The 25,777-nt window shown below is 70.5% G+C and carries 27 protein-coding genes and 3 tRNA genes; 10 read left to right on the top strand and 20 right to left on the bottom strand.

Annotated elements, in window-relative coordinates:
- Nucleotides 1–26: 26 nt before the first annotated feature.
- Together ACO03V_RS03290 and ACO03V_RS03285 are read left to right on the top strand one after the other, a co-directional pair.
- Nucleotides 27–100: transfer RNA gene (locus ACO03V_RS03290), tRNA-Ile, on the top strand.
- A 17-nt stretch (nt 101–117) separates the two neighbouring features.
- A tRNA-Ala gene (locus tag ACO03V_RS03285) sits at nt 118–190 on the top strand.
- A gap of 5 nt (nt 191–195) precedes the next feature.
- Here the strand turns inward: ACO03V_RS03285 and ACO03V_RS03280 are convergent.
- From ACO03V_RS03280 to ACO03V_RS03270, 3 genes are read right to left on the bottom strand one after another with little or no spacing between them, the layout of a single operon-like run.
- Nucleotides 196–1,491, bottom strand: a complete 1,296-nt coding sequence (locus ACO03V_RS03280) for an acyltransferase family protein (protein WP_423136596.1) — start codon at nt 1,489–1,491, stop codon at nt 196–198.
- Nucleotides 1,492–1,549: 58 nt separating this feature from the next.
- Entirely contained in the window at nt 1,550–2,029 is a 480-nt protein-coding gene (locus ACO03V_RS03275) for an aminoacyl-tRNA deacylase (protein ID WP_367733863.1), read from the bottom strand.
- Nucleotides 2,026–2,601, bottom strand: a complete 576-nt coding sequence (locus ACO03V_RS03270; protein ID WP_367733864.1) for a DNA helicase — start codon at nt 2,599–2,601, stop codon at nt 2,026–2,028. The genes ACO03V_RS03275 and ACO03V_RS03270 overlap by 4 nt, the downstream gene beginning before the upstream one ends.
- A gap of 99 nt (nt 2,602–2,700) precedes the next feature.
- On the opposite strand from ACO03V_RS03270, the gene ACO03V_RS03265 reads away from it, so the two are divergent.
- Together ACO03V_RS03265 and ACO03V_RS03260 are read left to right on the top strand one after the other, a co-directional pair.
- A complete protein-coding gene (locus tag ACO03V_RS03265) occupies nt 2,701–3,258 on the top strand; it encodes a peptidylprolyl isomerase (protein ID WP_367733866.1) in 558 nt (185 codons plus the stop codon).
- A 165-nt stretch (nt 3,259–3,423) separates the two neighbouring features.
- A complete protein-coding gene (locus ACO03V_RS03260) occupies nt 3,424–4,200 on the top strand; it encodes a rhomboid family intramembrane serine protease (protein WP_423136595.1) in 777 nt (258 codons plus the stop codon).
- A gap of 71 nt (nt 4,201–4,271) precedes the next feature.
- On the opposite strand, the gene ACO03V_RS03255 is transcribed toward ACO03V_RS03260, so the two are convergent.
- On the bottom strand, nt 4,272–4,511 hold the full coding sequence (locus ACO03V_RS03255; protein WP_367733868.1) for a cell division protein CrgA: 240 nt from the start codon (nt 4,509–4,511) through the stop codon (nt 4,272–4,274).
- A 53-nt stretch (nt 4,512–4,564) separates the two neighbouring features.
- Here ACO03V_RS03255 and ACO03V_RS03250 point away from each other — a divergent pair, with 53 nt between their 5' ends.
- The 3 genes from ACO03V_RS03250 to ACO03V_RS03240 are packed head-to-tail and all read left to right on the top strand — an operon-like array spanning nt 4,565 to nt 6,158.
- Nucleotides 4,565–5,350, top strand: coding sequence for a class E sortase (locus tag ACO03V_RS03250; protein ID WP_423136594.1), 786 nt, complete (start codon nt 4,565–4,567; stop codon nt 5,348–5,350).
- Complete coding sequence (locus ACO03V_RS03245; protein WP_367733871.1) at nt 5,350–5,505, top strand: hypothetical protein; 156 nt, start codon at nt 5,350–5,352, stop codon at nt 5,503–5,505. Before ACO03V_RS03250 ends, ACO03V_RS03245 begins: the two co-directional genes overlap by 1 nt.
- The gene (locus ACO03V_RS03240; protein WP_423136593.1) at nt 5,502–6,158 is read left to right on the top strand and encodes an anthranilate synthase component II; all 657 of its coding nucleotides are present in this window, start codon (nt 5,502–5,504) and stop codon (nt 6,156–6,158) included. Before ACO03V_RS03245 ends, ACO03V_RS03240 begins: the two co-directional genes overlap by 4 nt.
- Here the strand turns inward: ACO03V_RS03240 and pknB are convergent.
- Genes pknB through ACO03V_RS03205 form a run of 7 tightly spaced genes read right to left on the bottom strand, consistent with a single transcriptional unit; the run spans nt 6,130 to nt 15,093 of the window.
- Nucleotides 6,130–7,833 carry a Stk1 family PASTA domain-containing Ser/Thr kinase gene (pknB, locus tag ACO03V_RS03235; RefSeq protein ID WP_367733874.1) on the bottom strand — a complete coding sequence of 568 codons (1,704 nt, stop codon included), beginning with the start codon at nt 7,831–7,833 and terminating at the stop codon, nt 6,130–6,132. The genes ACO03V_RS03240 and pknB overlap by 29 nt on opposite strands.
- A 56-nt stretch (nt 7,834–7,889) precedes the next feature.
- Complete coding sequence (locus tag ACO03V_RS03230; RefSeq protein ID WP_423136592.1) at nt 7,890–9,680, bottom strand: protein kinase domain-containing protein; 1,791 nt, start codon at nt 9,678–9,680, stop codon at nt 7,890–7,892.
- On the bottom strand, nt 9,677–11,137 hold the full coding sequence (locus tag ACO03V_RS03225) for a peptidoglycan D,D-transpeptidase FtsI family protein (protein WP_423136591.1): 1,461 nt from the start codon (nt 11,135–11,137) through the stop codon (nt 9,677–9,679). Before ACO03V_RS03225 ends, ACO03V_RS03230 begins: the two co-directional genes overlap by 4 nt.
- 43 nt (nt 11,138–11,180) lie before the next feature.
- Complete coding sequence (locus tag ACO03V_RS03220) at nt 11,181–12,584, bottom strand: FtsW/RodA/SpoVE family cell cycle protein (RefSeq protein ID WP_367733878.1); 1,404 nt, start codon at nt 12,582–12,584, stop codon at nt 11,181–11,183.
- A complete protein-coding gene (locus tag ACO03V_RS03215; RefSeq protein ID WP_367733879.1) occupies nt 12,581–13,819 on the bottom strand; it encodes a PP2C family protein-serine/threonine phosphatase in 1,239 nt (412 codons plus the stop codon). The genes ACO03V_RS03220 and ACO03V_RS03215 overlap by 4 nt, the downstream gene beginning before the upstream one ends.
- A 9-nt stretch (nt 13,820–13,828) precedes the next feature.
- Nucleotides 13,829–14,359, bottom strand: coding sequence for an FHA domain-containing protein FhaB/FipA (locus tag ACO03V_RS03210; protein WP_387054965.1), 531 nt, complete (start codon nt 14,357–14,359; stop codon nt 13,829–13,831).
- A complete protein-coding gene (locus ACO03V_RS03205) occupies nt 14,356–15,093 on the bottom strand; it encodes an FhaA domain-containing protein (RefSeq protein WP_367733883.1) in 738 nt (245 codons plus the stop codon). The genes ACO03V_RS03210 and ACO03V_RS03205 overlap by 4 nt, the downstream gene beginning before the upstream one ends.
- A 150-nt stretch (nt 15,094–15,243) precedes the next feature.
- Between ACO03V_RS03205 and ACO03V_RS03200 the strand changes: the two genes are divergently transcribed.
- Nucleotides 15,244–15,327: transfer RNA gene (locus ACO03V_RS03200), tRNA-Leu, on the top strand.
- Nucleotides 15,328–15,493: 166 nt separating this feature from the next.
- Here ACO03V_RS03200 and ACO03V_RS03195 read toward each other — a convergent pair.
- Complete coding sequence (locus ACO03V_RS03195) at nt 15,494–16,381, bottom strand: LysR family transcriptional regulator (RefSeq protein WP_423136590.1); 888 nt, start codon at nt 16,379–16,381, stop codon at nt 15,494–15,496.
- Between the two features lie 71 nt (nt 16,382–16,452).
- Here ACO03V_RS03195 and ACO03V_RS03190 point away from each other — a divergent pair, with 71 nt between their 5' ends.
- Complete coding sequence (locus ACO03V_RS03190; RefSeq protein ID WP_423136589.1) at nt 16,453–17,427, top strand: DMT family transporter; 975 nt, start codon at nt 16,453–16,455, stop codon at nt 17,425–17,427.
- Between the two features lie 69 nt (nt 17,428–17,496).
- Here the strand turns inward: ACO03V_RS03190 and ACO03V_RS03185 are convergent, their stop codons facing one another.
- The 6 genes from ACO03V_RS03185 to ACO03V_RS03160 all read right to left on the bottom strand — a co-directional run bounded on the left by ACO03V_RS03185 (nt 17,497) and on the right by ACO03V_RS03160 (nt 22,868).
- A complete protein-coding gene (locus ACO03V_RS03185) occupies nt 17,497–18,246 on the bottom strand; it encodes a nucleoside/nucleotide kinase family protein (protein WP_423136588.1) in 750 nt (249 codons plus the stop codon).
- Complete coding sequence (locus ACO03V_RS03180; RefSeq protein ID WP_423136587.1) at nt 18,236–19,105, bottom strand: sugar phosphate isomerase/epimerase family protein; 870 nt, start codon at nt 19,103–19,105, stop codon at nt 18,236–18,238. Before ACO03V_RS03180 ends, ACO03V_RS03185 begins: the two co-directional genes overlap by 11 nt.
- 22 nt (nt 19,106–19,127) lie before the next feature.
- Nucleotides 19,128–20,006: a sugar phosphate isomerase/epimerase family protein gene (locus ACO03V_RS03175; protein WP_423136586.1), complete on the bottom strand. Its 879-nt coding sequence runs from the start codon at nt 20,004–20,006 to the stop codon at nt 19,128–19,130.
- Nucleotides 20,003–20,764 (bottom strand): ATP-binding cassette domain-containing protein, encoded by a 762-nt coding sequence (locus tag ACO03V_RS03170; RefSeq protein WP_423136585.1) that lies wholly within the window; start codon nt 20,762–20,764, stop codon nt 20,003–20,005. Before ACO03V_RS03170 ends, ACO03V_RS03175 begins: the two co-directional genes overlap by 4 nt.
- Complete coding sequence (locus ACO03V_RS03165) at nt 20,761–21,756, bottom strand: ABC transporter permease (protein WP_367733894.1); 996 nt, start codon at nt 21,754–21,756, stop codon at nt 20,761–20,763. Before ACO03V_RS03165 ends, ACO03V_RS03170 begins: the two co-directional genes overlap by 4 nt.
- Before the next feature lie 74 nt (nt 21,757–21,830).
- A complete protein-coding gene (locus tag ACO03V_RS03160) occupies nt 21,831–22,868 on the bottom strand; it encodes a substrate-binding domain-containing protein (protein ID WP_423136584.1) in 1,038 nt (345 codons plus the stop codon).
- A gap of 140 nt (nt 22,869–23,008) precedes the next feature.
- On the opposite strand from ACO03V_RS03160, the gene ACO03V_RS03155 reads away from it, so the two are divergent.
- On the top strand, nt 23,009–24,172 hold the full coding sequence (locus ACO03V_RS03155; RefSeq protein ID WP_367733896.1) for an ROK family transcriptional regulator: 1,164 nt from the start codon (nt 23,009–23,011) through the stop codon (nt 24,170–24,172).
- A 52-nt stretch (nt 24,173–24,224) separates the two neighbouring features.
- Here ACO03V_RS03155 and ACO03V_RS03150 read toward each other — a convergent pair whose 3' ends face one another.
- A complete protein-coding gene (locus ACO03V_RS03150) occupies nt 24,225–25,079 on the bottom strand; it encodes an EamA family transporter (protein ID WP_423136583.1) in 855 nt (284 codons plus the stop codon).
- Nucleotides 25,080–25,220: 141 nt separating this feature from the next.
- Complete coding sequence (locus ACO03V_RS03145; RefSeq protein WP_423136582.1) at nt 25,221–25,694, bottom strand: DinB family protein; 474 nt, start codon at nt 25,692–25,694, stop codon at nt 25,221–25,223.
- Nucleotides 25,695–25,777: the final 83 nt, after the last annotated feature.

The raw sequence follows: 25,777 nt of genomic DNA, 5'->3' as shown, positions 1-25,777 counted from the left end.
TGACGACGAAAAGTCGTCGGCGAGACGGGGCTATAGCTCAGGCGGTTAGAGCGCTTCACTGATAATGAAGAGGTCCCAGGTTCAAGTCCTGGTAGCCCCACCCTTCTCCTCCCTCACGGGGCCTTAGCTCAGTTGGTAGAGCGCCTGCTTTGCAAGCAGGATGTCAGGAGTTCGAATCTCCTAGGCTCCACAGTCTCACCGGCCCCGGGCCTCCCCGGTCGCCGTTCCTTCGGCCTCGTCCGTCCTCTTGCTCCATCTCAGGAGCCCGACGGATGCCGCCAGCAGCAGGGCCCCGCCCACGGCGAACGCCGCGCTCATTCCCCACTCCATCACCGCGAACGGGGGAGCGAAGGCGCAGATCCAGCCGACGGCGACGGGACCGGTGGCCGCGGTCCGGCGCGGCCGGCCGATCCGCTCCACGCGGACCAGCAGCACGGACAGGGCGAGGACGACGGCGAAGGTCGCGACGAACAGGAGCGGCCGCGTCACCCACCACGTCTCGGAGGCCGGGGCGGGTGCCGCCCCCGGGATGAGCAGCAGCAGCCCGCTGAGCACGAGGATGACCGGCAGGTGCCACAGGTAGACCGTCATGAGACGTGACCCGACGAGCCAGACGACCGTGCGGAGGACGCGCGTACGCATGAGCCTCGTCAACGGCGACTTCACCAGCCGGAGGACGCACGCCTGGGCCACTCCCAGGACGACGAGCGGCAGCGTGGGCGGGTTGAGATCGGCGAGGAGGTCGGGCGCCCACGGTCCCCAGGCCAGCAGGCCCGCCAGGACGGCGGATGCCGCGACCGCGATCGCGACCAGGACGGACGGTCGCCGTCGGTCGAACCAGCCGTCGTGGTACCAGAAGCCGATCTGCTGCACGAGCGGCCAGACGAACAACAGATTGAGCAGCCCGACCTGCTCGATGCCGGTGGAGTAGCGGGCGGCATCCACGAGGACGACCCCCGCCGTCAGCGCCAGGAGCGTCCTCCGCGGCGCGACGGCGTGCAGCCGGGCGAGGAGCGGCACCCCAGCCTGGCACAGCAGGTAGGCGGCGAGGAACCACAGGGGCATCCCCGCGCCGAGGGCGGCGGCGTCGACGATCGCCGGGTCGATCGGGAGGAGGGATGCCACCCCGAGCACGACCGCGAGGAACACGAAGAGCGGCAGAGCGGGCTGAGCGAGCCGCAGCACGCGCGATCGGACGAAGCCGGCCGCATCGCCGCCCTTCGCCGTCCACGACGACCAGCCGGCGGCCGAGGCGAACCCGCCCACCACGAAGAAGAGGGGCATGATCTGCCCGAACCACGTGGCCGCGGCGAACCACGGCTGGCTCTCCGCCGGTCGCGACGTGACGACGCCGCCGTCCGGTCCGTAGCCCACCCCGACCTGAAGGAGATGAACCACGACCACGAAGACGACGGCCGCGACGCGGGCGAGATCAAGGGTGAGATCGCGACGGGAAACGTCGGGCGTCGCGTCGGAGGAGAGGGTGACCATCGGCCCATGATGGGGTGCCGCCGGACCGGCTTCTCTCACCCGTCGGGCGGGTGAGACCTCAGCGAGGGGTGAGCTCCGTGGTGATGTCGGCCACCGTGGCGTCGTAGGCCGCGATCAGGTCGTCGGCCTCGACGAACAGGCTGTACCCGTGCGCGCCCGCTCCCATGGCGATTCTCCGCCCGACGATGCGCTCGTCGGCATACACCGGCCACGCCGTGGAGCTGCCGATGGGGACGATCGTCCCGCGCTCGTATCCGGTGGCCGCCAGAGCGACCTCGGGCTCGGGCAGCCGGAGCTTGTTCACCCCCACGATCGCCCGCAGCTTGGGCCAGGAGATCGCACGATCACCCGGTACCAAGGCGAAGAGGAACGTGTCGTCGGAGCGCTTGACCACGAGCGTCTTCACCAGCGCGTCGGGACCGATGCCGAGGAGCTCGGCCGCCTCGTGAAGGCTGCCCGCCTCGGGCCGTTCGCGCAGATCGACAGAGAGGCCGCGCTCGCGCGCGGCCTCTCGGACTCGTTCGGTGGGATCGCTCACGCGTCGGGCGCGCGCAGCGGGTCGTCCGCCACCCACAGCTCGTCGTCGGCACGGAGCGTCTGCCATGCGGCGTACGCGACGCCCGCTGCGGCGACGACACCGAGGACGATGGCGATGACGCCGCCGGCGCCGATGCCCGAGCTCTGCTTCGGGAGCTTGGCGGCCAGGCGCTTGGTGGTCTTCTTGCCGTACTTCTCGGCACGCTTGGCGTACTTCTTGGTGTCGAGCTCGCCGAAGCCCTTGCCCTTCGCGAGGCGGTCGCGCGTGTCGTGCGCGGCATCCCAGACGGACATGGCGCCGCCGACGACGGCACCGGCCGCGGGGACCACCTTGTCGCTGAGCAGGCGGTTGCTGAACTTCACGCTCTTGTCGACGTACGGGGCGGCGTACTTGCCGTACCCGTCCTGGACGGCGGGAACCAGGTCTTCCTTGCTGTAGCGAGCAATCTGGTGGCCGGCTTCGCGAGCCACCTTTCCGCTCTCGCCGAGCAGCACCTGCTGCGACTCCCACACCTTCGCGGCGTGCTTCTGGAGCTTGCGCAGTTCCTTCTTGCTCTTGCGGCTGAGGCTCACGACTCATCCTCCCTATCGATGGGATGTACGCCAGTCATCTTGCCAGAACGACCGCCGCCGCCCGCGGACCCTTGCAGATAACTCTGAGAGAATGTAGCCATGGCCACTCACTCCGCCGTCGCGACCCTGCACACCAACCACGGCGACATCGTCGTCAACCTGTTCGGCGATCACGCGCCGCGCACCGTCCGCAACTTCGTCGGCCTCGCCGACGGCTCGCAGGAGTGGACCGACCCGGCCACCGGCGAGAAGGGGCAGGGCCCGCTCTACTCGAACGTCGTCTTCCACCGCATCATCCCCGGCTTCATGATCCAGGGCGGTGACCCCCTGGGCCAGGGCGTCGGCGGCCCCGGCTACACGTTCAACGACGAGATCCACCCCGAGCTCGACTTCTCGGCCCCGTACAAGCTCGCCATGGCCAACGCCGGCCTGCGCCGCAACGCCATCACCGGTCAGCCCGAGGGCACGAACGGCTCGCAGTTCTTCATCACCACCGACCCGACCCCGTGGCTGCAGGGCAAGCACACGATCTTCGGCGAGGTGGCCGACGACGACTCGAAGGCCGTCGTCGACGCGATCAGCAAGGTCCGGACCGCCGCGGGCGACCGACCCATCGAGCCCGTCGTGCTCGAGTCGGTCGACGTCGTGACGGTCTGACCCCCGCCGACGGTGTCCACCAGCGAGGAGTTCCGTCGCAACAGCGAGAACTTCTGTTACCGGCATCCTGACCGGCAGAGCTTCGTGCTGTGCCAGCGCTGCCTGCGGACGGTCTGCTCCGAGTGCCGCACTCCCGCGGCTGTCGGGGTCATCTGTCCCGAGTGCATGGCGCAGCAGCGTGCGGCCGAGACGCCCGCGCAGAAGAAGGCGCAGCGCCGGTGGGCATCGTCACGGCCGGTCGCGCTGGTGGCATCCGGTCGTCCGAAGGTCACGCTGGCCATCGTCGCCGTCACGGGTCTGGCGTACATCATCGGTCTGATCCCCGGTGTGGGCTCGCTGCTCACGCAGCTGCTCGCGTTCAACAGCGTCTACCTGCTGCCGCAGGTGGGTCTGCAGCCGTGGCGGCTCCTCACGGTGGGTCTCGTCCACGCCGGGTTCTTCCACGTGGGCCTCAACATGCTGGCCCTGTGGTTCATCGGCCGGAACCTGGAGCCGATGCTCGGCCGCGGGCGCTTCCTCGCGCTCTACCTGCTCGGTCTGCTCGGAGGCTCCGTCGCGGTGGCCCTGCTGGCGCCCGGCACCTGGGTCGTCGGTGCGTCGGGTGCGATCTTCGCCCTCTTCGGGGCGCTGCTCGTGATCGGGCGGCACATCGGTGCCGACATCCGGCTCATCGCGATCATCATCGGCATCAACTTCGCGCTGCCGTTCGTGCTGGCGCTGGTCAACTCCATCGGCACCGGCGACTTCATCGGCGCGCTGAACAACGTCGGCGTCTCGTGGCAGGCCCACCTGGGCGGGCTGGCGACGGGCGCGATCGTCGGCCTGATCTATGCCCGGACGCGACTTCAGCGTCAGAAGCCCGTGCAGATCGGCCTGCTGGTCGCGGTCGGCGTCGCGCTGCTGGCCGCCCTCGCGATCCCCGCCGTGGTCTACTTCAGCTGAAAGTTATCCACAGGCTCATCCACAGGTGGGGATGAATCACATCCGTGTAATTCGTCCCCACCGAGCGGGTGTCAGCGCCAGCGGGTCGTCATCAGGAATCCGACGAACGCGATGCCGAACCCGATGACGAGGTTCCAGGCACCGATCCCCGGCACGGGGAACTGCGAGTTGCTGAGGTAGAAGACGAGCACCCAGACGAGGCCGATCAGCATGAGGCCGATCATGATCGGCAGGAACCACACCGGGTTCGGGGCCGAGTTGCCCTCGTTGCGCTCGACGATCGGGTCTTCGTCGTTGCCTGTACGAGCCATGCGCACAGTCTAATGCTCAGGTCCCGCCGGACCCACGGAACTAGACTGCCGTCGTGCACACCGTTCCCCCTGCTGAGAACCGGCGCACGCGCCGCCGCGCACCGCGGCGACGTCGCGTCTCGGTGATCGGCGTCTTCGGCGAGCTCCTCATGACCGCGGGCGTCCTGGTCTTCCTGTTCGTGGCCTGGCAGCTGTGGATCGGCGACGAGATCTACAGTGCACAGCGCACCGCCGAGGCCGCGGAGCAGTCCGAGGAGTGGCAGGCCGAGTTCGAGGCATCCCAGCCCTCCCTTCCCGCCGGGGAACCGACCCCGGACGCGCCGCAGGAGATCGAGCCGCCCGACATGCCGAAGCCGGCGGACGCCGAGGTCTTCGCCAACATGCACATCCCGCGCTTCGGCCCCGACTACGTCTACAAGATCGCGGGCGGGGTCACGCGCGCCAACACCCTCGACCCCATCGGGATCGGGCACTACAACGACACGGTCATGCCGGGTCAGGTCGGCAACTTCGCCCTCGCCGCCCATCGCACGACGTACGGCAAGCCGTTCAACCGCATCGCGGACCTGCACGTGAACGACGCGATCGTCGTCGAGACGCCCGCGGGCTGGTACACCTACCGGTTCCGCACCCTCGAGTATGTCACGCCCGACGAGGTCGACGTCCTCCGCGACGTGCCGCAGCACCCCGACCTGCCGGCGGACGGACGGTACATCACCATGACGAGCTGCAGTCCGATGTTCTCGCTCGCCGAGCGCATCGTCGCGTACGGCGTCTTCGAGTCGTACACGCCGCGCGAAGCCGGACCGCCGGCCGCGCTGACGGAAGGGGTCGCCTGATGTACGGCGCACTGTGGAGGGTCCTGCCGGGACCGTGGTTCGTCCGGCTGTTCATCGTCCTCGTGCTGCTGGTGGCGGTGCTCTACGGACTGTTCTTCTACGTCTTCCCCTGGGTGAACGAGATCGTGAACCCGCAGGAGGTCACCGTCGGGTGACGGGCTTCCGCGTCCGCGTCGTCGACAACCACGACAGCTTCGTCCACATCCTCGCCGGGTACCTGACCGACCTCGGTGCGGAGACGGAGCTCATCCCGTCCGACGCCATCACCGACGTGTCCGCCGCGGTGGCCGGAGTGGATGCCGTTGTGGTGTCGCCCGGACCCGGGACGCCCGAGACGGCGGGCATGTCGATCCCGGTCGTCCGCGAGAGCGCGGAGCGCGGCATCCCCCTCCTCGGGGTCTGCCTCGGCCATCAGGCGATCGGCGCGGCGTTCGGCGCCCGCGTGACCCACGCCCCCGAGCTGCTGCACGGCATCACCAGCCGGATCCGTCACTCGGGCGCGAGCGTCTTCCGAGGGATGCCGGACGGTTTCGCGGCCACCCGCTACCACTCGCTCGCCATCGACCCGGCGACGGTGCCCGACGAGCTCGAGGTCACGGCGCGGACGGACGGCGGCGTGATCATGGGCGTCGCGCACCGGACGGCCCCGGTCGCGGGCGTGCAGTTCCACCCGGAGAGCATCCTCACCGAGGGCGGCTACACGCTGCTCGCGACGTGGCTCGAGAGCGCCGGGATGGCGGAGGCCCCCCGTCGGGCGGAAGAGCGTCAGCCGCGGGGGGTCACGCCCCCGTGCACACCGTCAGCGTGATCTCGCTGTGCACCGGCACCTCGCCCGGGGCGAGCGACTGCGTGCGCACCGTCTGCGGGTTCGTGGCCGGGCATCCCGGGTCGTCCTGTCGGACCACGGTCAGCTGGAGCCGCTCGGACTCGAGCTCGCGGATCGCGGCGTCGACGGTGTACCCGGTGTAGTCGACGATCACGACGCGACCGCTCGCGACGGTGAGGTTCACCGTCGTCCCCCGGGCGACCTGCGCGCCGGACGCGGCGCTGGCCTCGATGACCGTTCCGCGCTCCAGCGCCGGGTCGTTCTGCCGGCGGATGCTGCCGACGGTCAGGCCGGCGGACTCGATCGACGCGCGCGCCGCCTCCTCGCCGAGCCCGTCGAGGGGCGGGACGGTCGCCGTGTCGGGGCCCGTGGAGACGTAGAGGGTGACCTGCTGGCCCGCGACGACGGCCGTGTCCACCTCGGGGGTGGACCGGATGACGTTGCCGGCGGCGACGGTCTCGCTGGTCTCGTCGACGCGCGAGGCGACGAGCTCCTGTTCTTCGAGGGCCTCGACGGCGCGCTCGTAGGTCATCGAGCTCACGTCGGGCACCATGCGTGCGGTGCTGGGGACGTTGCTGCTGGGCTGGATCTGCACGACCCAGAACAGCACGGACACGAGCAGCACCGCGAGGAACGCGACGCCGGCCCAGATCCAGGCGACCGGGGGCCCGGGCTGCGTGCGACGCATGGTCGTGTCGGTGCTCAGCTGACGGAGGGAGCGGGCCGTCTCCGCGGCCTGGCGGGGGTTGGGCCCGTACAGCTCGCTCGACAGCGCGGACACCTGACGCTTGCTCGGCGCCTTTCCCTCGACCGTCGCGTCGAGGGCCTCCCGGAAGCCCGCCGCATCCTGGGGACGCTGGAACGGGTCCTTCGCGAGGGCGCGCAGGACGACGGCGTCGACGGCGCGCGGGACGCTCTCGTTCAGCTCGCTCGGCGGGACCGGTGCCTCGCTGACGTGCTGGTAGGCGACGGCCACGGGAGTGTCGCCGCGGAACGGCGGACGTCCGGTGAGCAGCTCGTAGAGGACGACGCCGGTGGAGTAGAGGTCGGCACGGGCGTCGACGGACTCGCCCTTGGCCTGCTCGGGGGAGAAGTACGCGGCCGTTCCGATGATGGCGGTGGTCTCGGCCACGGTCGAGGACGAGTCCGACACCGCGCGCGCGATGCCGAAGTCCATGACCTTCACCTGACCGGCATCCGTGATCATCACGTTGCCCGGCTTGATGTCGCGGTGCACGACACCGGCGCGGTGCGAGTACTCGAGAGCCTCCAGGATGCCGTCGACGTAGCGGAGCGTCGCGTCCAGCGGAACCGGTCCGTCCGCGATGACGTCCTTGAGCAGACGTCCGTGCACGAGCTCCATCACGATGTACGGCACGGGCCGGTCGTGGCCGTCGTAGCCGGTCTCGCTGTCCTCGCCCGCGTCGAACACGCGCACGATCGACGGGTGGGCCATGCGCGAAGCCGCCTGAGCCTCGAGACGGAAGCGCGTGCGGAAGGCGGCATCCCCGGCGAGGTCCGCCTTGAGGATCTTGATCGCGACCGTCCGGCCCAGGGTCTGGTCGTACCCGCGGTACACGCTGGCCATGCCGCCGCGACCGATGAGGTCGTCGACGCGGTAGCGCCCGGAAAGGACGCGCGTCGTCTCAGTGGTCACGGTGGAGCTCCTGGCGTGGTGTTTCGGGGATGGTGCGTGCTTTCCGGGGGCGGGTCTCAGCCGTTGCCGTTGCCGTTGCCGTTCCCGTTCGACGCGCCGGTGTTGGTGGGGCTGGCGGACGGGGCGGGGGACGGGGTGTTGGGCGCGGTGATGGTGGCCGAGGCCTCCGACGACGGGCCGGCGGTGCGGTCGGTGCCCGAGCAGGTGACGGTGTAGGTCACGCGCAGGCTGTCGCCGACGGCGGTGCCGACGAGCAGCTGGGCGTTGCGATCGTTCGGGCCGAACGACGCGGTGGACGAGCCGTTCGCGGCGAAGGTGCCGTTCGCCGCGGTGAAGTCGTACCCCGTGACCGATCCGGTGCCCGAGGGGCACGTGTACTGCTGCCACGAGACCTGGACCGTGCTGCCGGCCTGGACCGACGAGCTCGGCAGGGTCGGAGTGCCGGGGGCCGGCAGGGCCGTCTGCTCGCCGAACACGCGGAGCGTGATGGTCGTGCCGCGCGCCACGAACCCGGTCGGGCTGACGGTGTCGACGAGTCCGACCTGGTCCGCGGTCGTCGCGGCGTTGCCCGGCTCGCAGGTCGCGCTGAGATTGTTCGCCCGGAGGGTCTCTCCGGCCGCCTCGCACGACTGCCCCACGAGGTTCAGGGCGTCGACGTCGACCAGCGCCTGCGTCTCGCTCGGCGTCGGAGTCTGCGACGGTGTGGAGGTGTTGGAGGGCTGGGGGGCCGTCGTGGTCGTCTCGACCGGCGCCGGGTCGTCCTGGTTGGTCAGCACCGCGATGAGCGTGCCGCCCAGGATGAGCAGGAGCAGGGCGATGAGGGCGACCAACGGCCACGTCCACGGGCTGCGCTTCTTCTTGCGCGGCTCCGGATCCTCCTCGACGTGCTGCTCGGTGAGGGCCGCGGTGGTCGGCATGAGGCGGGTGGCCGCCGAGGTCGCCGCGCCGGCGGTGAGCAGCTGCGTCGCGTCGTCGACACCGGCGACGCCGCCCGCGATCGCGGGGACGGCGGCGGCTGCGGCCGTGAGGTCTCCGCGGCGGAGGGCGGTGGAGGCGCGCGAGACGGCGGCCGCGGACGCGGGGCGCTCCTCGGGCTTCTTGGCGATCATCGCCATGACGAGGTTCTGGACCGGCGGGGCGACCGTCGCGGGCAGCGGTGCGGGCTGCTCGTTGATCTGCGCCATGGCGATCGCGACCTGCGACTCGCCCGTGAACGGGCGCTTGCCGGCGAGGCTCTCGTACGCCACGATGCCGAGCGAGTAGATGTCGGTGGCCGGCGACGCCGGGTGGCCGGACGCCTGCTCCGGCGACAGGTACTGCACGGTGCCCATGACCTGGCCGGTCGCGGTGAGCGGGACCTGGTCGGCGATGCGCGCGATGCCGAAGTCGGTGATCTTGACGCGGCCGTCCGGCGTGATGAGGAGGTTGCCGGGCTTGATGTCGCGGTGGACGAGACCGGCGGCGTGCGCGGCGTGCAGGGCGGCGGCCGTCTGGGCGACGATGTCGAGCGTCTTGTCGGTCGACAGGGTCGTCTCCCGCTCGAGGATCGTCGAGAGGGCCTCGCCCGGGACGAGCTCCATGACGAGGAAGGCGCTGCCGTCCTCCTCGCCGTAGTCGAAGACGCTGGCGATGCCCTCGTGGTTCACGAGCGCCGCGTGGCGCGCCTCCGCGCGGAAGCGCTCCAGGAAGCCCGGGTCGCCCATGTACTCGTCTTTGAGGATCTTGATGGCGACGGTCCGTCCGATGACGTGATCGGTCGCTTCCCAGACCTCGCCCATCCCCCCGATCGCGATCCGCGACTCGAGTTCGTAGCGTCCTCCGAAGGTCACACCCTGTGTCGGTCTCATCTACCCAGCACCGCCTCCATGACCTTCTTCGCTATCGGTGCGGCGATCTCGTTGCCGCTCCCGTTCTGTCCCTGTCCTCCGCCGTCCTCGACCACGACGGCGACGGCGACCTGGGGGTCGTCGGCCGGTGCGAACCCGGAGAACCAGAGGCTGTAGGGACGGGATCCGTTCTCGGCGGTACCGGTCTTACCCGCCACCTGGACCCCGTCTATTGTTGCATTCGACGCCACGCCGTCCTGGACGTTCGCCGTCATCATCGCGACCATCTCGGCCGCCAGCCCCTCGTCCAGCGCCCGGCCGAACTCGCTGCTGTCGTTGGTTTCCCGCACGGACAGGTCCGGCGCGATCACGCGGTCGATCATGCGGGGGTTCATCACGACCCCGCCGTTCGCGATGCCCGCCGAGACCATGGCCATCTGCAGCGGCGTCGCCGTGACCTGCCCCTGTCCGAAGCCGCTGAGCGCGGTCTGCGGGGCGTCCAGGCTGTCGGGGTAGACCGAGGCGGTCGAGCTGAGCGGCATCTCGAACGAGGTGTTGAAGCCGTACTTCTCGGCCTCCGCGCGGATGGCGTCGTCGCCGAGCTCGACGGCGAGCTCCGCCATGGGGATGTTGCAGCTGAGGCGCAGGGCGTCGGCGATCGTCACGGTGTCGCCGCCGCCGCACGTCCCGCCGCCCGCGTTGCGGACGATGTTCGTCGACTGCGGCAGCTGGTACTCGGCGACGTTGGGGAACGTGGACTCCGGGGTGTAGCGGCCGGATGCGAGAGCCGCGGACGCCACGACGAGCTTGAACGTCGACCCCGGCGGGTTGAGGTTGCCGCCGATGGCGCGATTGACCATCGGCTGCCGCGGGTCCGCCATGAGCTGGTTGTAGATGGCATCCACCGCCGCCGTGTCGTGGGAGGCAAGCTGGTTGGTGTCGTAGCTCGGCGTGGTGACCATCGCGAGGATGCGTCCGGTGGACGGCTCGATCGCGACGACGGAGCCCTGGTAGCCGGCCTGCGTCAGCGCGTCCCAGGCGGCGCGCTGCGCCGTGGCATCCAGGGAGAGCTCCACATTCGAGCCGCGCGGGGCCTGACCGGTGATGGCGCGGTCGATGCGCGAGAAGAGCTGCGACCCGTCCGACCCGCTGAGGACGTCGTTCGCGGCGCGCTCGATGCCGGTCGACGAGTCGAGCACCGGGTTGAGGTAGCCGGTCACGGGCGCCCACATGTCGGCATCCACGTACTGGCGCTGCCAGCTGTAGACGTCGTTCGAGGGCACGGACGACGCGATCGCCGCGCCGCTGGCGATGATCGAGCCGCGCTGCACCTCGTACGAGTCGTAGAGCGCGCGCGTGTTGCCGGGGGTGTTCGCGAGAGTCGTGGCCTGCACGACCTGGATGATGCTCGTGGAGACGAACAGGGCGAGGAACATCGCCAGCATGACGACGCTGAGGCGTCGGAGCTCCTTGGTCACGGTGCCTCCTCCGGGGTTCGCGTCGGGACAGGGGTCGAGAGCATCAGCCGATCACCACCCGGGGACGGCTGCGGACGGCGTCGGAGATGCGCAGCAGCAGGGCGACGATGATCCAGTTCGCGATGAGCGAGGATCCGCCGGCCGCGAGGAACGGCGTCGTCAGACCCGTGAGCGGGATCACCCGCGTCACACCGCCGACCATGATGAACACCTGCAGGGCGATGATGAACGACAGTCCCGTTGCGAGGAGCTTGCCGAAGTCGTCCTGACCGGCGAGGCCGACGCGGATGCCACGGCTCGTGAACACCATGTAGAGGGCGAGGATCGCGAAGATCCCGACGAGGCCGAGCTCCTCGCCGAGGCTCGGGACGATGTAGTCGCTCTGCGCGAGCGGCGTGATCGCCGGACGGCCCAGGCCCAGCCCGGTGCCGAAGAGTCCGCCCTGGGCGAGTCCGAAGATCCCCTGCACCAGCTGGAAGCTGCCGCCGTCGCGGTCGATCACCTCGGGGTTGAAGGCATCCAGCCAGTTCGCGAAGCGCCCCTGCACGTAGGGCAGGACCCGGGATGCCAAGAACGCCCCGGTCGCGATCAGGACGACGCCGATGAGCACCCAGCTCGTCTTGCCGGTCGCGACGTAGAGCATCGCGACGAACATGCCGAAGATGAGCAGTCCGGTGCCGAGGTCGCGCTGCAGCACGATGATGCCGAGCGAGACGAGCCACACGATGAGAAGAGGTCCGAGCTCGCGGGCGCGCGGCCAGGTCATGAAGAGGAACCGCGTGCCGGTGGACGTCAGGCTCTCGCGGGTGCGGACGAGGTACCCGGCGAAGAAGATCGCCAGGCAGATCTTCGCCAGCTCGCCGGGCTGGAACTGCACGAAGCCGAGGGAGACCCACACGTCGGCGTTCTGGTCCGTGCCCAGGCCCGGGACGAACGGCAGGAGCAGCAGGAGCACGCCGACGAGACCCGACAGGTAGGTGTACCGGAAGAGCACGCGGTAGTTGCGGACGAAGAGGATCACCACGAGCGCGACCACCATGGCGATCGCGGCCCACGCGATCTGCCGGTTGCCGGTGGCGGTCCAGCCCTCGACGTTCCGGCCGAGGTCGATGCGGTAGATCATCGCGATGCCGAGGCCCGTCAGCAGGGTCGCGATCGGCAGGACGAACGGGTCGGCGTCGCGGGCGCGCAGACGCAGCACGACGTGGATCACGAGACCGAGGACGGCGGGGACGGCCGCGAGGCTGAGGAAGCCGGTCTCGAGGACGCCGTCGACGCCCAGCTGCACGAGGGCGACGGCCGCGCCGTAGACGACGATCGCGAAGAGGAGCAGACCGAGCTCCCGATTGCGCTGGGTCGCGGGCACGCGGATCTTCTTGAGCGCGCGCAGCACGGCCGTGTCGGTGGACACCGCGTCGGTGCCCCGGGTCAGCTTCTGGTCGGTCATCCGCTGGCCTCCTCGGCGGGTCGGAGGCGGTCGACGATCAGCTCCGCGTCGCTGAGCGAGCGGGCGCTGATCGTGGCCTCGACGGTCTGGCGGTCGAAGTCGGACAGATCGGCGAGCACGATGTCGGTGTCCTCGTAGACGGTCGACAGCGAGATCGGACCGAGGGACTGCTGGATGCCGCGGTAGATCACGACCGAGTCGTCGTCGGCGCCGATGTAGTAGCGGGTCTGCGTCCAGTTGTAGCCGGCGAACAGGGCGAACCCGAGCGCGGCGAGGACGACCAGCAGCGCGGCGAGCCAGCCGAGACGCCGGCGACGGGAGCGGCGGCGGTCTTCTTCGATGAGCTCCTCGAGGAACTCGGGGGCGGGCTCGAAGTGCGTGGGCTCGTTGGCGGCCTGCCGTGCCGGGTGCAGCCAGTTCGACCGGCCGGGGCGCGCCGCCGGGACGACGACGCCGCTGGGGTTCGAGGCGGAGCCGACGATGGTGGGCGTGCCGATGAAGACGGGGTGCTGACCGCCGACGTCGACGAGCACGATGGTGACGTTGTCAGGGGCGCCGCCGTCGAGCGCCTGCTTGAGGAGGGCGTCGGCCGTGCGGCCGGGCGGCATCCCGAGCGCCATCGTCTTGGTCGTGTGCGGGTCGTCCACGACGCCGGACAGGCCGTCGGAGCAGAGGAGCCACCGGTCGCCGTCCTGCGTCGGCATGATGAACGTGTCGACCTCGGGGTCGGGGTCCATGTCGCCGAGCACGCGCATGAGGACGGAGCGCCGCGGGTGGTAGCGGGCCTCCTCGGGGGTGATGCGGCCCGAGTCGACGAGACGCTGCACGAAGGTGTGGTCGGTGGTGATCTGCGTGAGCGTGTCGTCGCGATAGAGGTAGACGCGCGAGTCGCCGATGTGTCCGATGACGGCGTAGTCGTCCACCATGACGACGGCGCTGACCGTCGTTCCCATGCCGGCGAGCTCGGGCTTGCGCGCGACCGTCTCGATGAGCTCGGCGGCCGTGTCGGAGAGGGCCTCGCGGATCGCCCGCTCAGCCTCGACCGTGGTCGAGAACGGCTGGTCCAGCTCGGTCAGGCGGTGGATCGCGAGGCTCGACGCGACGTCACCGCCGGCGTGACCGCCCATGCCGTCGGCCACGACGAAGAGGTTGGACCCGGCGTAGCCGGAGTCCTGGTTGTTGGAGCGCACCTTGCCCGTGTGGGAGATGGCCGCGCTCGAGCCCTGGAAGACCATGGAGGCGCGTTACTTCCTCAGCTCGAAGGTCGTCGCGCCCACCTTGATCGGGGCGCCGACCTTCACCTGCACCGGCGACGCGACGCGGGTGCCGTCGTGGAACGTGCCGTTGGTGGAGTCCAGGTCCTGCAGCATCCACTGCTCGCCCCACAGAACGAGGCGGGCGTGATGGCTGGAGGTGTAGTCGTCGCGGATGACCAGGCCCGACTCGCTCGAACGGCCGATGGTGAGCGGCTCGGTGCCGAGCGGCAGCTCGAGCCCGGCCTTCGGGCCGCTCGTGATGACGATGCGCGACACGGCGGCCGTCGTGGCCAGGCCGCCCGCCGGTGCCGGGGCGGCCGCGGGACGCTTGACCTGGGTCGTCACGGCGTCGGGCGCCGCTGTCGGCGCGGGGCCCGCGGGCGCGGCCTCGGGGGCCGGAAGCTTGCGGACCTTGACCCCGAACAGGTCGGCGCGCAGCGAGTAAACCACGCCGAAGACGAAGAACCAGAGCAGGACGAGGAAGCCGCCCTGGAGGAGGAGGAGTGTCAGCGGACTCATGAGAGGGGCCCTCGTTCCCGCACGTCGAAGACGCGCGTCGCGTCGGACGGCGCGGGTCGGCGCGGCGGCTGAGCCTGCGCGACGACACGGAACACGATGTTCGTGCGTCCGATGGAGATGGTCGAATCGGGCGGCAGGGCCGCCTCGCGCACCTTCTGGCCATTCAGCGTCGTGCCGTTGGTCGAGCCGAGGTCGCGCACCATGGCGCGCTCGCCGTCCCAGAGGATCTCGACGTGCTTGCGGCTCGTGCCCGCGTCGGGGATGGTGATGTCCGCGTCGCTGCCCCGGCCGATGACGGTCCGCGAGGAGGTCAGCGGGTGCCGCGTGCCGTCGATGTCCACGACGCCGCGCCAGGCGACGCGGCCCTCGGTGGTCTGCGAGTCGACGCGGAGCGTCCCCGTGGAGAGGGAGTCGTCGCGCTCGATCGTGATGGCGACCGGGCCCGCGAAGGAGTACCCCTGCGTGCGGGCGTGCTTCTGGACGAGCGTGTCGAGCTCCGTCGACAGCGCCGACCCGAGTGCGCTCATCTTGTCGTCGTCAGCCGGCGACAGCCGCACGGTGAACGTGTTGGGCGTCAGGATGCGGTCGCGGCTGACCACGACGGCCTTCTTGTCGAGCTCGCTGCGGAGCGCCGACGCGATCTCCACCGGCTGGATGCCACTGCGGAAGGTCTTCGCGAAGGCGCTGTTGACGGCGCGTTCGAGACCCTTCTCGAAACTGTCGAGTAGTCCCACGAGACTCCTTCAGGCAGGCAGACCAGTAGGCACATCGTAGTCAGCACGGCTGTACAGGTCATGGATGCCTCGACCTCGCGCGTTTCGTGGCAGGGTCGCGGCCGTGATATTCTCGGGAAGTTGAGTGCGCGGCATCCCGTGCCGTGCCTCGCGCGAGTGGCGGAATAGGTAGACGCGCTGGCTTCAGGTGCCAGTGCCCGCAAGGGCGTGGGGGTTCAAGTCCCCCCTCGCGCACAGAACGACGAAGGCCCCCGGGTTCATCCCGGGGGCCTTTCTTGTTTTCGGGGGAGGGGCGTGCGACGGGCGCTCGTGAGCTCGCAGAATTCGTCGAATCTCGCAGAATCCGCGGCAGAACTGCGAAGACGAGCCCGATCTGCGAGGTTCGGCCGGCGGGCTCCGGTCAGCGGGCGACGTCGCGCAGCGCGGCGAGGACCGTGCGCACGGACGCGTAGGCCAGCGCGTCGGGACGGGCGAGGGCGTCGACGTGGCGCACGAGGGGGAGGTCGTCGAGCGGCCGCAGCACGAGGCCGTTGACCGCGAGAGAGGCGGCCGTCATCCGGGGCATGATCGCGACGGCCGACCCTGCCCGCACGACCTCCGCTGTCACGGAGAACTCGTTGATCCGGTGGGCGATGCGCAGAGGACGACCGACGTGGGCGGCAAGATGATCCAGGACGCCGGCGAGCGGGAACCCGCGGTGCACCGACACCCAGCTCTCGTCCGCGACGTCCGCGGCGCGCAGGCGCGGGCGGTCGGCGAGCGGGTGCGCCGTCGGGATAGCGATGTCCAGCGGCTCCGTCAGCAGCGGCGTCTTTACGACGCGCTCGGCCGGCCAGGGCTCGTCGTGCGCGAGGCGGTGGGCGATCACGATGTCGTGGTCGGCGGTCAGCCCGGGGAAGTCGCGGTGGGCGACGTCGGCATCCGTCAGCTGCAGCGGGGGAGCATCGCCGAGGGCGCGCAGCAGCGGGCCGAACAACGAGAGTCCCGCGCTGTGGAACGCGGACACCCGGACCGGTCGCCGGTGGTCGTCGAGGAACGCGCCGACCGCCTCGCGCGCATCGGTCAGCGCCTTGTCGACGCGCATGCCGGCATCGGCGAGGGCCTCCCCGGCGGGCGTGAGCACCAGCACGCGGCCGCGCCGCGCGGTGAGGGGGACCGGCGAGTGGTTCTGCAGCACCGCGAGCTGCTGCGACACGGCGGAGGCCGACACGTGCATCGCCGCGGCGACGGCGGCCACGCTCCCGCGGTCGCGGAGCTCGCGCAGAACGCGGAGGTGGGCGGCATCCATAAGTCCGAACTTACGGGACGGTGAAGCAAACCGTCGTTGTTCTTCCGTTACGAGGGTCCGATGCTGGACGAGTGACCCGCCGCACCCCCGAACTCGTCGTCGACGTTTTGCTCGTCGCGGTCGCTGCGGTCTGGGGCGCGAGCTTCCTCGCCGCGAAGGAGCTCGCCACGGAGATGGGCGTCGCGCCCGCCGTCGCTCTGCGCTTCATCGTGGCTGCGGTCGCCCTCGGCGTGATCTGCGCCGTGAGGAGGGAACGGATGCCGCGCGGTCGCGGTCTCGCCATCGCGGCGCTCCTCGGCTGCTCGCAGGCTGCGGTGATCGGGCTCGAGACGGCGGGGGTGCACCTGACGTCCGCGACGAACGCGGGACTGCTGATCAGCCTGGCGCTGATCTTCACCCCGGTGCTGGAGAGTCTCGCCGCGCGGTCCTGGCTGCCGCGGTCGTACTTCGTCGCTGCCGTGGTCTCCGTCGTCGGCGTCGCCCTGCTCGTGTCGGGCGGGGGACTGCGCACGCCGACGGTCGGCGACGCCCTCGTGGTGGCCGCGGCGGCGGTGCGGGCGGTCCACGTCACCGCGAGCGCCCGCTTGTCCCGTGGCCGGTCGGACAGCACCCTGGCGGTCGTGTTCGTCCAGCTCGTGGTCTGCGCGGCGACCTCGTGTGCGGTGGCCGGCCCCGACCTTCCCCCGGCGATCGCGGGACTGTCGGCATCCGGGTGGCTCGACGCGCTCTTCCTCGGACTGCTGTGCTCCGTGTTCGCCTTCGTGGTGCAGCTGTGGGCGGTCCGCCGGACGTCGGCGACGCGGGCGAGCATCCTCATGGGCACCGAGCCCGTCTGGGCCGTGCTCGTGGGTGTGCTCATCGGCGGCGAGGCCATCGGCGCCGCCGGGTTCGCGGGAGCCGCGCTCATCATCGCCGCAGGGTACGCCGGCCAGGCGATCGAGCGGCGGCACCGCCGCGCCGCCGGTGAGGACGTCTTGCCGCCGGTCCCGGTCCGCAGACCCAAGCCACGCGTTCGGAACAGCCCCCGGGTGCGTAGCCGGGTCTGAGCCGCACCGTTCAATCGGAGATGCCAGAACGGCCGCCCGTGAGCGGGGCGGCCGTTTCGACACTCGGCGTCAGGCGGACGGGGCGGCCGGCAGCGGCTGACCGGTCACGCCCGAGACGACGAGATCCGCGCGGGAACGGGACGCCTCGACGAGCACGGCGTTGGCGCCGTCCACGTCGCGGGCCCACGCCGTCGCCGCCTCGACGGAGCGCCCGTGCCGAGTGTGCCGATCGACGAGCCGCGCCTCGCGCTCCTCCGCCGACGTGGCGCAGAACCAGGCGGCATCGAGGCGGTCGCGGACGCCCGCCCACGGATCGACGTCCGCCAGCAGGTAGTTCCCCTCGACGACGACGATGACGGCATCCGGGTCGATCGCGATCTCGCCGGCCACGCCCTCGTCGACGACCCGCCGGAAGCTCGGCGCGTACACCGTGTGATCGCGCTCGCCGCGGACGCGGTCGAGCAGGGCGAGGAACCCCCAGCCGTCGAAGGTCTCGATCGCGCCCTTGCGGTCGCGGAGGCCGAGCCGGTCGAGTGTCGCGTTGGCGAGGTGGAAGCCGTCCATCGGCAGGTGCACGGCCGTCCCGGGCGCATCCGCGTTGATCGTCTCCACCAGGGCCTGCGCAAGGGTGGTCTTGCCGCTGCCCGGGCTCCCGGCGATGCCGAGGAGGTAGCGCCGTCCCGGGACCGCCGCGTCGGCCACCCGACGCGCCAGCTCGGCCAGCGCCGCGGGCGGCGGACCGGCGTGCGGGGACGGCGGAGCCGGCTGCGCGGGAGCCGGACCGGAGCACGCCGGAGCCCCCACGGCGTTAGACGGCACGAGCGGTCGCGATCTGGTTCGTCATGAACGACAGCGCGTGACGCGCGAGCGCGGGGCCGTCGTTCCAGAGGTTCCGCCAGATGGCGAGATCGTTCGACAGCGTCGGCGACACGACGGCGGACGAAAAGGACTCGAAGGTCACAGGTCCGGTGTAGTCGATGTCGGCGAGGGCATGGAAGAACGACGCGAAGTCGAGGTGACCGCTGCCCAGGAAGCCCCGATGGTTCTCTCCGATGTGGACGTACCCGAGACGATCCCCCACCAGGCGCACGGGGCGGGAGAAGTCGTCCTCCTCGATGTTCATGTGGTACGTGTCCAGGTGGATGACGACGTTGTCGTGACCGATGTCGTCAGCCAGGCGGAGCGCGTCGGCCGCCGTGTTGATGACGTTGGTCTCGTACCGGTTGCAGATCTCCAGGCCGAGGGTCATGCCCTTGTCCTGCGCGTCGACCGCGAGGTCCTTCAGCGTGGCGACGACGTTGGCGCGACCGGCGGAGCTCAGCGCGTGCCCGTACTTGCCGAGCGCGCTGTACAGCGCACCGGTGAAGTGGGTGCCGCCGAGATCGTGCGTGATCTGCAGCGAATCGTGGAGCAGCCGTGCGCCGCGTGCCACGACCTCCGCGTCGTCGCTCGACACGTCGGCTGTGAAGGCCAGACCGCGGGAGCAGACGATGCCGAGGCCGGCGGCCTCGAGCTTGCCGCGCGCGTCGGCGACGTCGAGGTTGGGGGAGTCGTGCAGCGACAGCTCGAGGATGTCGTACCCGGCCGCCGCCGTCTGGTCGATGATGAGCGACATCTCATCGGGCGTGGTGCCTCCGGCGAAGACGAGTGCGTGGACGCCGAGCGGGTTCTGGGACATGACGGTTCTTTCTTTCGGGGGGTCAGACGGTGACGGCGACAGGGGTGAACTGCTCGCGGAGGAACTGCAGGGAGTCCGCGGCGACGGCCGACGGATCCTCCCAGAGAGGGCGCCAGAGGCCGATGTCGACAGCGGCATCCGTCCCCACGACGGCGCTCGAGAACGTCTCCACCGTGACGGGACCGGCGAAGCCCGCCGCGCGCAGATCATCGGCGAAGCGGCGCCAGTCGATCGTGCCCGTCCCGAGGCGCCCGCGGTGGCTCTCGCTCGCATGGATGTAGCCGAGGAGCGGCCCGGCGTCGCGTACGGCGTCGCCGAGGCTGATCTCCTCGACGGAGGCGTGGAAGGTGTCCATGTGGACGACGACGTTCGGCTGGTCGATCTCGCGCACGAACCTCGCGGTCTGCGCGGCGGTGTTCAGCAGGTTCGACTCGTACCTGTTGACGTACTCGACGCCGAGGGTGATCCCGTCGCGGGCGGCGAGCGTGGCGGTCCGCCGCAGGGCGGCCAGCGACCGGTCGCGATCCGCGGCGGTCGGAAGCCGCAGGTACCGGCCCATCGCCGAGAAGACCACTCCCCCCACGAAGGTCGCACCGATCTCCGCCGCGAAGGCGACCGCCTCGGCGAGGCGGTGCTCACCGCGCGCGGCGACAGCCGGGTCCGACGAGGTGATGTCGTCGTCGAAGGACAGCGCCAGCGAGACCACCGCGTCGAGGCCATTCGCGGACAGCGCTCGCCGTGTGTCGTCGGGAGGGTGGACGCTCCGGTCGACGGCGGGGATCTCGATGAAGTCGTATCCGGCGGCTGCCGCCGAGCCGATCGTCCGGGCAGCGGCATCCGGAGTCCAGTCGAACCCCCAGAGGCCGGCGTGCACCCCGAAACGGGGAAGGCCCGCGCTCACGCGGACTTCGCGCCGGTGATGAGCGCGACCAGCTCGTCACCGGCGGTCTCGGCCGCACGGCGTTCGGCCACGGCGAGACCGCCGCGCATCACCCAGACGTGGTCGGACAGGCGGAGCACCTGATCGAAGTTGTGGCTGATGAGGAGGACGGCGACGCCCTGCTCCTTGAGCTTGCGGATGATGCCCTCGACGCGTGCCGTCTCCTGCACGCCCAGCGCGGCGGTCGGTTCGTCCATGATGACGATGGACCCGCCCCACCCCGCGGCACGCGCGATGGACACCGCCTGACGCTGACCACCGGAGAGTCGACGGACCCGGCTGGTCACGGGCGGGACGTTCACGGCGAGATCCGAGACCATCTCCTGGGCCGTGGCGCGCATCGCCGAGCGGTCCAGGATGCGGAACGGGCCGAAGCCCTTGGTCTTCTCGCGCCCGAGGAAGAAGTTCTGCCACACGGTCAGGTCCTCGACCAGCGCGAGGTTCTGCTGCACCGTCTCGATGCCGCGTTCGCGGGCGGCGAGCGGGCTGTCGAAGCTCACCTCCTGGCCGTCCAGCGTGATGGTGCCGGAGTCCGGACGATGGATGCCGGAGAGGCAGCGCACCAGGGTGGACTTGCCGGCGCCGTTGTCGCCGATGAGCGCGGTGACCTCGCCGCGACGCATGGTGATCGAGGCGCCGCGGAGGGCGTGGACGCCCCCGAAGGACTTGGTGATGTTCTGGGCGGAGAAGACGACGTCGTTCCCGATGGCGGTGGTCATTTCTTCTGGAACCTCGTGAGAAGGGCCGCGAGGACGACGACGAGTCCCACGGCGAGCGGCTGGTAGAACTGGGAGACCCCGAGCAGGGTGAGTCCGTTGGTGAGTGCGGTGAGCAGCAGGGCGCCGAGTACGGGCCCGACGATCTTGCCGCGGCCACCGGTGAGCGCGACGCCGCCGAGCACGACCGCAGCGATGGAGTTCAGCAGGTACGCGGTGTTGATGGCGGGCTCCGCCGCACCGATCCGGGCGACGAGCAGGATGGATGCCACCCCGGCGAGCATGCCGGCCAGCACGTAGACCATGATGCGCACGCGCTGCGCGCTCACGCCGTTGGCGACGGCCGCCTCCTCGCTGCCGCCCACCGCCTGGACGTGGAGACCGAACCGGGTCCGGAACATCACGAACCAGAAGACGACGGCGATGGCCGCGGCGATGAGGAACGGGAAGCCGAGGATCCACACGCGGCCGGTGGTCAGGCGGATGAGCTCGGGGCTCGTGACCGAGATCGGAGCGCCGGAGGTGAGGATGAGGGCGAGACCGGTGGCCACGGACAGCGTCCCCAGCGTGGCGATGAAGTCGGTGACCTTGCCCTTGGCGATGAGGAGACCGTTGACCACCCCGACGGCGCCGGACGTGACGACGGCGATCAGGGCGGCGAGCCAGAAGCCCAGCCCGGCTTGGAAGGCCAGGCCGAAGCCGACCGCGCCGAGTGTCATCGTCGCGGAGATGGAGAGGTCGATGCCGCCCGTCGTGATCACGTAGGACTGCGCCACGGCCAGGATGATGAGGATCGCGGCGGCGATCAGCATCGCCTGGATGTTGCCGAGAGTGAGGAAGGTCGGGCTGAGGGCGGCGAAGACGATCACCAGCAGGACCAGTCCGACCGGGGCCGCGTTCTCCGCCCAGAAGCTCAGGCTGCGGGCGTCGTTCGCGACGCCGCGCAAGCCGTTCTTCGGAACGTCGAGGGTGGTGGTTTTGAGGGGCGTGGTCACGGCAGACCTGTTTCTCCTAGAGATGACCTGGGGGGAGGGAGGAGCCCCGCGCGGACGCGCGGGGCTCCCGGACGTCACTCGCCGAGCTGCTCGGCGAGGGGGTTGTCGAACTCCTCGAACGGCTGCGGGAACTTCGCGATGGCGTCCGCCGCGTTGTCCGCGGTCACCAGAGCGGTGGGCGACTCGATGTTCTTCGGCAGGTCGCCGCCCTGCAGGGCGACCTGGCAGGCCTGCACGCCGAGCGTCCCGATGGCATAGGGGTACTGGGCGACCGTGGCCGAGAGTCCGCCGGACTGGACCGACTCGAGCGCGTCCTGGTTGCCGTCGACGCTGACCACGACGATCTGACCGGTCTTGCCGGCGTTCTCGACGGCCTTGACGATGCCCAGACCCATGTCGTCGTTGGCGGCGAAGAAGGCGGCGATGTCGGGGTTGGCGGCGATGATGTCGGTCGCCTTGGTGAGCGCGATCTCACGCTTCCAGTCCGCGGCATCCTCCTGCACGATGTCGAGCGTGCCGTCGACGGCGGAGGTGAAGCCGTCGACGCGGGCGGCGCTGGTGACGTCGCCGGAGATGCCGCCGATGACGGCGACCTTGGACCCCGCGGGGACGGCTCCGACCACGAAGTCGCCCGCCTTGCCTCCGGCCGCCTCGTTGTCGGTGCCGATGTAGGTGGCCGGCGTGACGCCCGCCGCCTCGGCGGACTCGGCGTCGATCGGCTGGTCGATGTTGACGATCGGCGTGCCGGCGGCGGCCACCGGCGCGAGCGCCTGCACGAGGTTCGTGCCGCTGATCGGGTTGACGATGAAGCAGCCGAAGCTCTGTCCCGCGAGGGTGGTGAGCTTGTCCGCCTGCCCGGTGGTGTCGCCGATGTCGGCGGCAGCCTGCACGCTGACGTCGACGCCGTCCGCCTCGGCCGTGCTGTCGATGCCGTCCTCCATCGCCTGGAAGAAGGGGTTGTCCAAGCCCTTGATGACGGCGGCCACGGCGCTGGAGCCGTCGCCGGCCCCGGCGTCGGTGCCCGTCGAGCATCCGGCCAGTGCGAGTGCGACCGCGGCGACGGGTGCGCCGAGGAGAAGAAGCCGACGCTTCGGAGCGTGTGTGCTGAACATCAATGTCCCTCGTGATCGGAGGCACTGCTGCGTGCCGTTGGCATCAATGTAGACCCGCTTTTGAGTTTTAGCAACACAAAAGTAGGTAGCCTTTCAACCCCCTGCAAGATACGCTGAGGGCACTGACGCGAGGAGGAGACATGGACGGCGGGTCGCATGAGAGTGACGTTCTGAGCCTGTTCCGCGAGCGCGGCCAGCTCAGCAGAACGGACGTCATCGCCCTCTCCGGCTTGTCGCGGACCACCGTGAACCACCGGTTGTCGACGCTCACCGCGTCGGGCCTCCTCGTCCCGGTCGAGGGTGGCGAGTCGACCGGTGGCCGACCCTCGAGCCGCTTCGACTTCTCCGCACGCCGCGCGGTCATCCTGTGCGCCGACATCGGAGCGACGGGCTTCACGGTGGCCGCGTGCGATCTCTCCGGCGCACCGCTGGCGGATGCCGAGCGCACCATCGACGTGTGGAGCGGCCCCGAGGCGGTGCTCTCCCTCGTCCTGGAGGCCTTCCGGGCGATCGACACCGGCGACGAGGTCTGGGGCATCGCCGTCGGCGTCCCCGGCCCCGTCGAGTTCGCGGCGCACCGCGTGGTGAACCCTCCCATCATGACCGGGTGGGACCGCTTCGACATCGCGGCGTGGTTCGCCCCGCACTACGACGCACCGGTGCTGGTCGAGAACGACGCCAACGCCCGTGCCGTCGCCGAAGCGCGCGTGCACCGCCTGGACAACGTCATCGCCCTCAAGCTCGGCACCGGGATCGGGGCGGGCCTGGTCTTCAACGGCCAGATCATCCGCGGAGACAAAGGGGCGGCGGGAGACATCGGACACACGCGGGCGACGATCGTCGACCCGGAGCCGCGGGAGTGCCGATGCGGCAGCTTCGACTGCGTCGAGGCCTATGCGGGCGGATGGGCAATCGAACGGGAGCTGCGGGAGGTCGGCATCCCCGCCGCCGGCGCCCGGGACATCGTCGAGCTCGTCCGCAACGGCGACATCGAGACGGTGCGGCGGGTTCGCGCGGCGGGCCGCGTCGTCGGCGACGCGATCGCCGATCTCGTCAGCATCCTGAATCCCCGCGTGATCGCCCTGTCCGGGATGCTGGCCGAGTGCGATGAGAACCTCATGTCGGGGATCCGGGAACGCGTGTACCAGCGGGCGACGCCGCTCGTGACCCGTGACCTCACCATTGCCCGATCCACCCTGGGAGAGCATGCCGGAGTCATCGGGCTGGCCTACATCGTCAGCGACGAGGTGCTGCGGCCCTCGTCGCTGGACCGCATCCTGGCTCGAACGACCGTCCGGGTCTGACGGGCGCGCTCGGTCGCGCCGCGGCATCCCCGCGTCGTCCGCCAACTGAGCGTCAGCCCGCGAGGGCGATGACGAGGATCGCGGCGACCGCGAGGACCATGCCCACGATCTGCACGCCGACGACGCGTTCGCGGACCACGCCGATCGCCAGGCCGACGGTGATCGCGGGGTAGAGGGAGATGACCACGCTGGCGAGCGACAACAGACCGGTCTGGAACGCGTAGAGCATCGCCACGTTGGCGACGACGTCGAGCAGGCCGATGGCGATGGCGAGCCGGAACGTGCTGCCGCGGATGACCTCGGTGTGTCCCCGTCGCAGCGCGACGCCGATGACGACGAGAGCGGCGACGATGCGGGCCACGGCGAGGGGCCACAGTCCGCCGTCCGCCGGCATCTGGTGCGTGAAGACGAAGCTGAGGCCGAAGAGCACGCCCGCCCCGACGGTGATGCGGGCGACACGGGCGGTGAACCGCCGCACGTCGTCCTCGACGTGGGCCTGCGTGCCCTCGCGACTGACCAGGGCGATCGCGACGACCGCCAGCGCGATCCCGCCGAACGCCAGGGGAGTCGGCCGCTCGCCGAACAGCACCCCCGCGATCACCGGGATGACGACGACCAGGACCGCCGTCACGGGCGACACGACGCTCATCGGCCCCTCGGCGAGGGCGATGTAGAACCACCAGATGGCCAGCGCCGTCGCCACGCCGGACGCGCTGCCCCAGAGCAGCGCCGGCAGCGACAGGCCGCCCCCGACGAACGGTGCCGCGACGAGGATGAGGACCGCCGAGACCGGGTAGCTGACGAGGATGACCCGCAGCGCCTCGACCCGTCGCGAGGCGAGACCGCCGAAGAAGTCGCTCGCCCCGTACGCGACGGCCGAGGCGAGGGCGAGGACGACCGACAGCACGGGTCCTCCTTCTCCGCTCCGGCGCCCCGGGCGGGACGGCACGTCTGCATGCTAGCCGAGAGCGCCGGGCTCGCCCGCCGGGTCCCGGGGTGCGCACGGCGCTCGTCGCCCGACGACCGACGGATGCCGCGGCGTCGCCGCTCAGCGCACGGCGATCGAGCGCAGCATGTCGAGCTGCCCGGTGTTCCACGACAGCTCGTCCAGCACGTGCAGCAGGAGCGCGTGCGTCGTCATCTCGCGCGAGGACGACGCCACCTCGTCGAGGGGGACGGCTCGCAGGTTCTCGTCCCCGTGCTGCTGCACCTCCCGGCACAGCTGGGCCACGGACTCGGCGGTGTCGGTCTTCCGGTCGTTCCACGAGGCCGCGGTCGAGGTCGGGACGCCGAGCTCCTTCCGCGGCCGGCCGGTGACCGCCTCGCCGAACCACACGGCCTCGACGAAGGCGGTGTGCCGTGCGATCCCGAGCATGGACGGGCGGCCGGGGATGAGCTCCTTCCGGAGCGTCTCGTCCGGGATACCGTGCAGCGAGCTCTGAACGAGGGCGCGGGCCGCGTCCAGCCGCGCTTCGAGGTCGGCACGCATGTCCCGCGGCCGGGTGTGATCGTGACCGGACATGTGCTCCTCCTCGTGGATGCCGCTGCTGCGCTCAGTCAACCGCGCGAGGGCCCCACGAGTCGCCCCTTGCCATCGGGCGAGAA

The organism is Microbacterium sp. HMH0099 (assembly GCF_049384025.1).
Classification (GTDB): domain Bacteria; phylum Actinomycetota; class Actinomycetes; order Actinomycetales; family Microbacteriaceae; genus Microbacterium.
This window is presented reverse-complemented; position numbering and strand designations above follow the sequence as displayed.

Coding starts and splice junctions, on each gene's coding strand:
- ACO03V_RS03260 (WP_423136595.1), top strand. CDS start 3,424: ATGGCGCAGCAGCGTGCGGCCGAGACGCCCGCGCAGAAGAAGGCGCAG.
- ACO03V_RS03155 (WP_367733896.1), top strand. CDS start 23,009: ATGGACGGCGGGTCGCATGAGAGTGACGTTCTGAGCCTGTTCCGCGAG.
- ACO03V_RS03220 (WP_367733878.1), bottom strand. CDS start 12,584: ATGACCGACCAGAAGCTGACCCGGGGCACCGACGCGGTGTCCACCGAC.
- ACO03V_RS03180 (WP_423136587.1), bottom strand. CDS start 19,105: ATGTCCCAGAACCCGCTCGGCGTCCACGCACTCGTCTTCGCCGGAGGC.
- ACO03V_RS03245 (WP_367733871.1), top strand. CDS start 5,350: ATGTACGGCGCACTGTGGAGGGTCCTGCCGGGACCGTGGTTCGTCCGG.
- ACO03V_RS03255 (WP_367733868.1), bottom strand. CDS start 4,511: ATGGCTCGTACAGGCAACGACGAAGACCCGATCGTCGAGCGCAACGAG.
- ACO03V_RS03145 (WP_423136582.1), bottom strand. CDS start 25,694: ATGTCCGGTCACGATCACACCCGGCCGCGGGACATGCGTGCCGACCTC.
- ACO03V_RS03195 (WP_423136590.1), bottom strand. CDS start 16,381: ATGGATGCCGCCCACCTCCGCGTTCTGCGCGAGCTCCGCGACCGCGGG.
- ACO03V_RS03215 (WP_367733879.1), bottom strand. CDS start 13,819: ATGGTCTTCCAGGGCTCGAGCGCGGCCATCTCCCACACGGGCAAGGTG.
- ACO03V_RS03280 (WP_423136596.1), bottom strand. CDS start 1,491: ATGGTCACCCTCTCCTCCGACGCGACGCCCGACGTTTCCCGTCGCGAT.
- ACO03V_RS03170 (WP_423136585.1), bottom strand. CDS start 20,764: ATGACCACCGCCATCGGGAACGACGTCGTCTTCTCCGCCCAGAACATC.
- ACO03V_RS03210 (WP_387054965.1), bottom strand. CDS start 14,359: ATGAGTCCGCTGACACTCCTCCTCCTCCAGGGCGGCTTCCTCGTCCTG.
- ACO03V_RS03160 (WP_423136584.1), bottom strand. CDS start 22,868: ATGTTCAGCACACACGCTCCGAAGCGTCGGCTTCTTCTCCTCGGCGCA.
- ACO03V_RS03230 (WP_423136592.1), bottom strand. CDS start 9,680: ATGAGACCGACACAGGGTGTGACCTTCGGAGGACGCTACGAACTCGAG.
- ACO03V_RS03265 (WP_367733866.1), top strand. CDS start 2,701: ATGGCCACTCACTCCGCCGTCGCGACCCTGCACACCAACCACGGCGAC.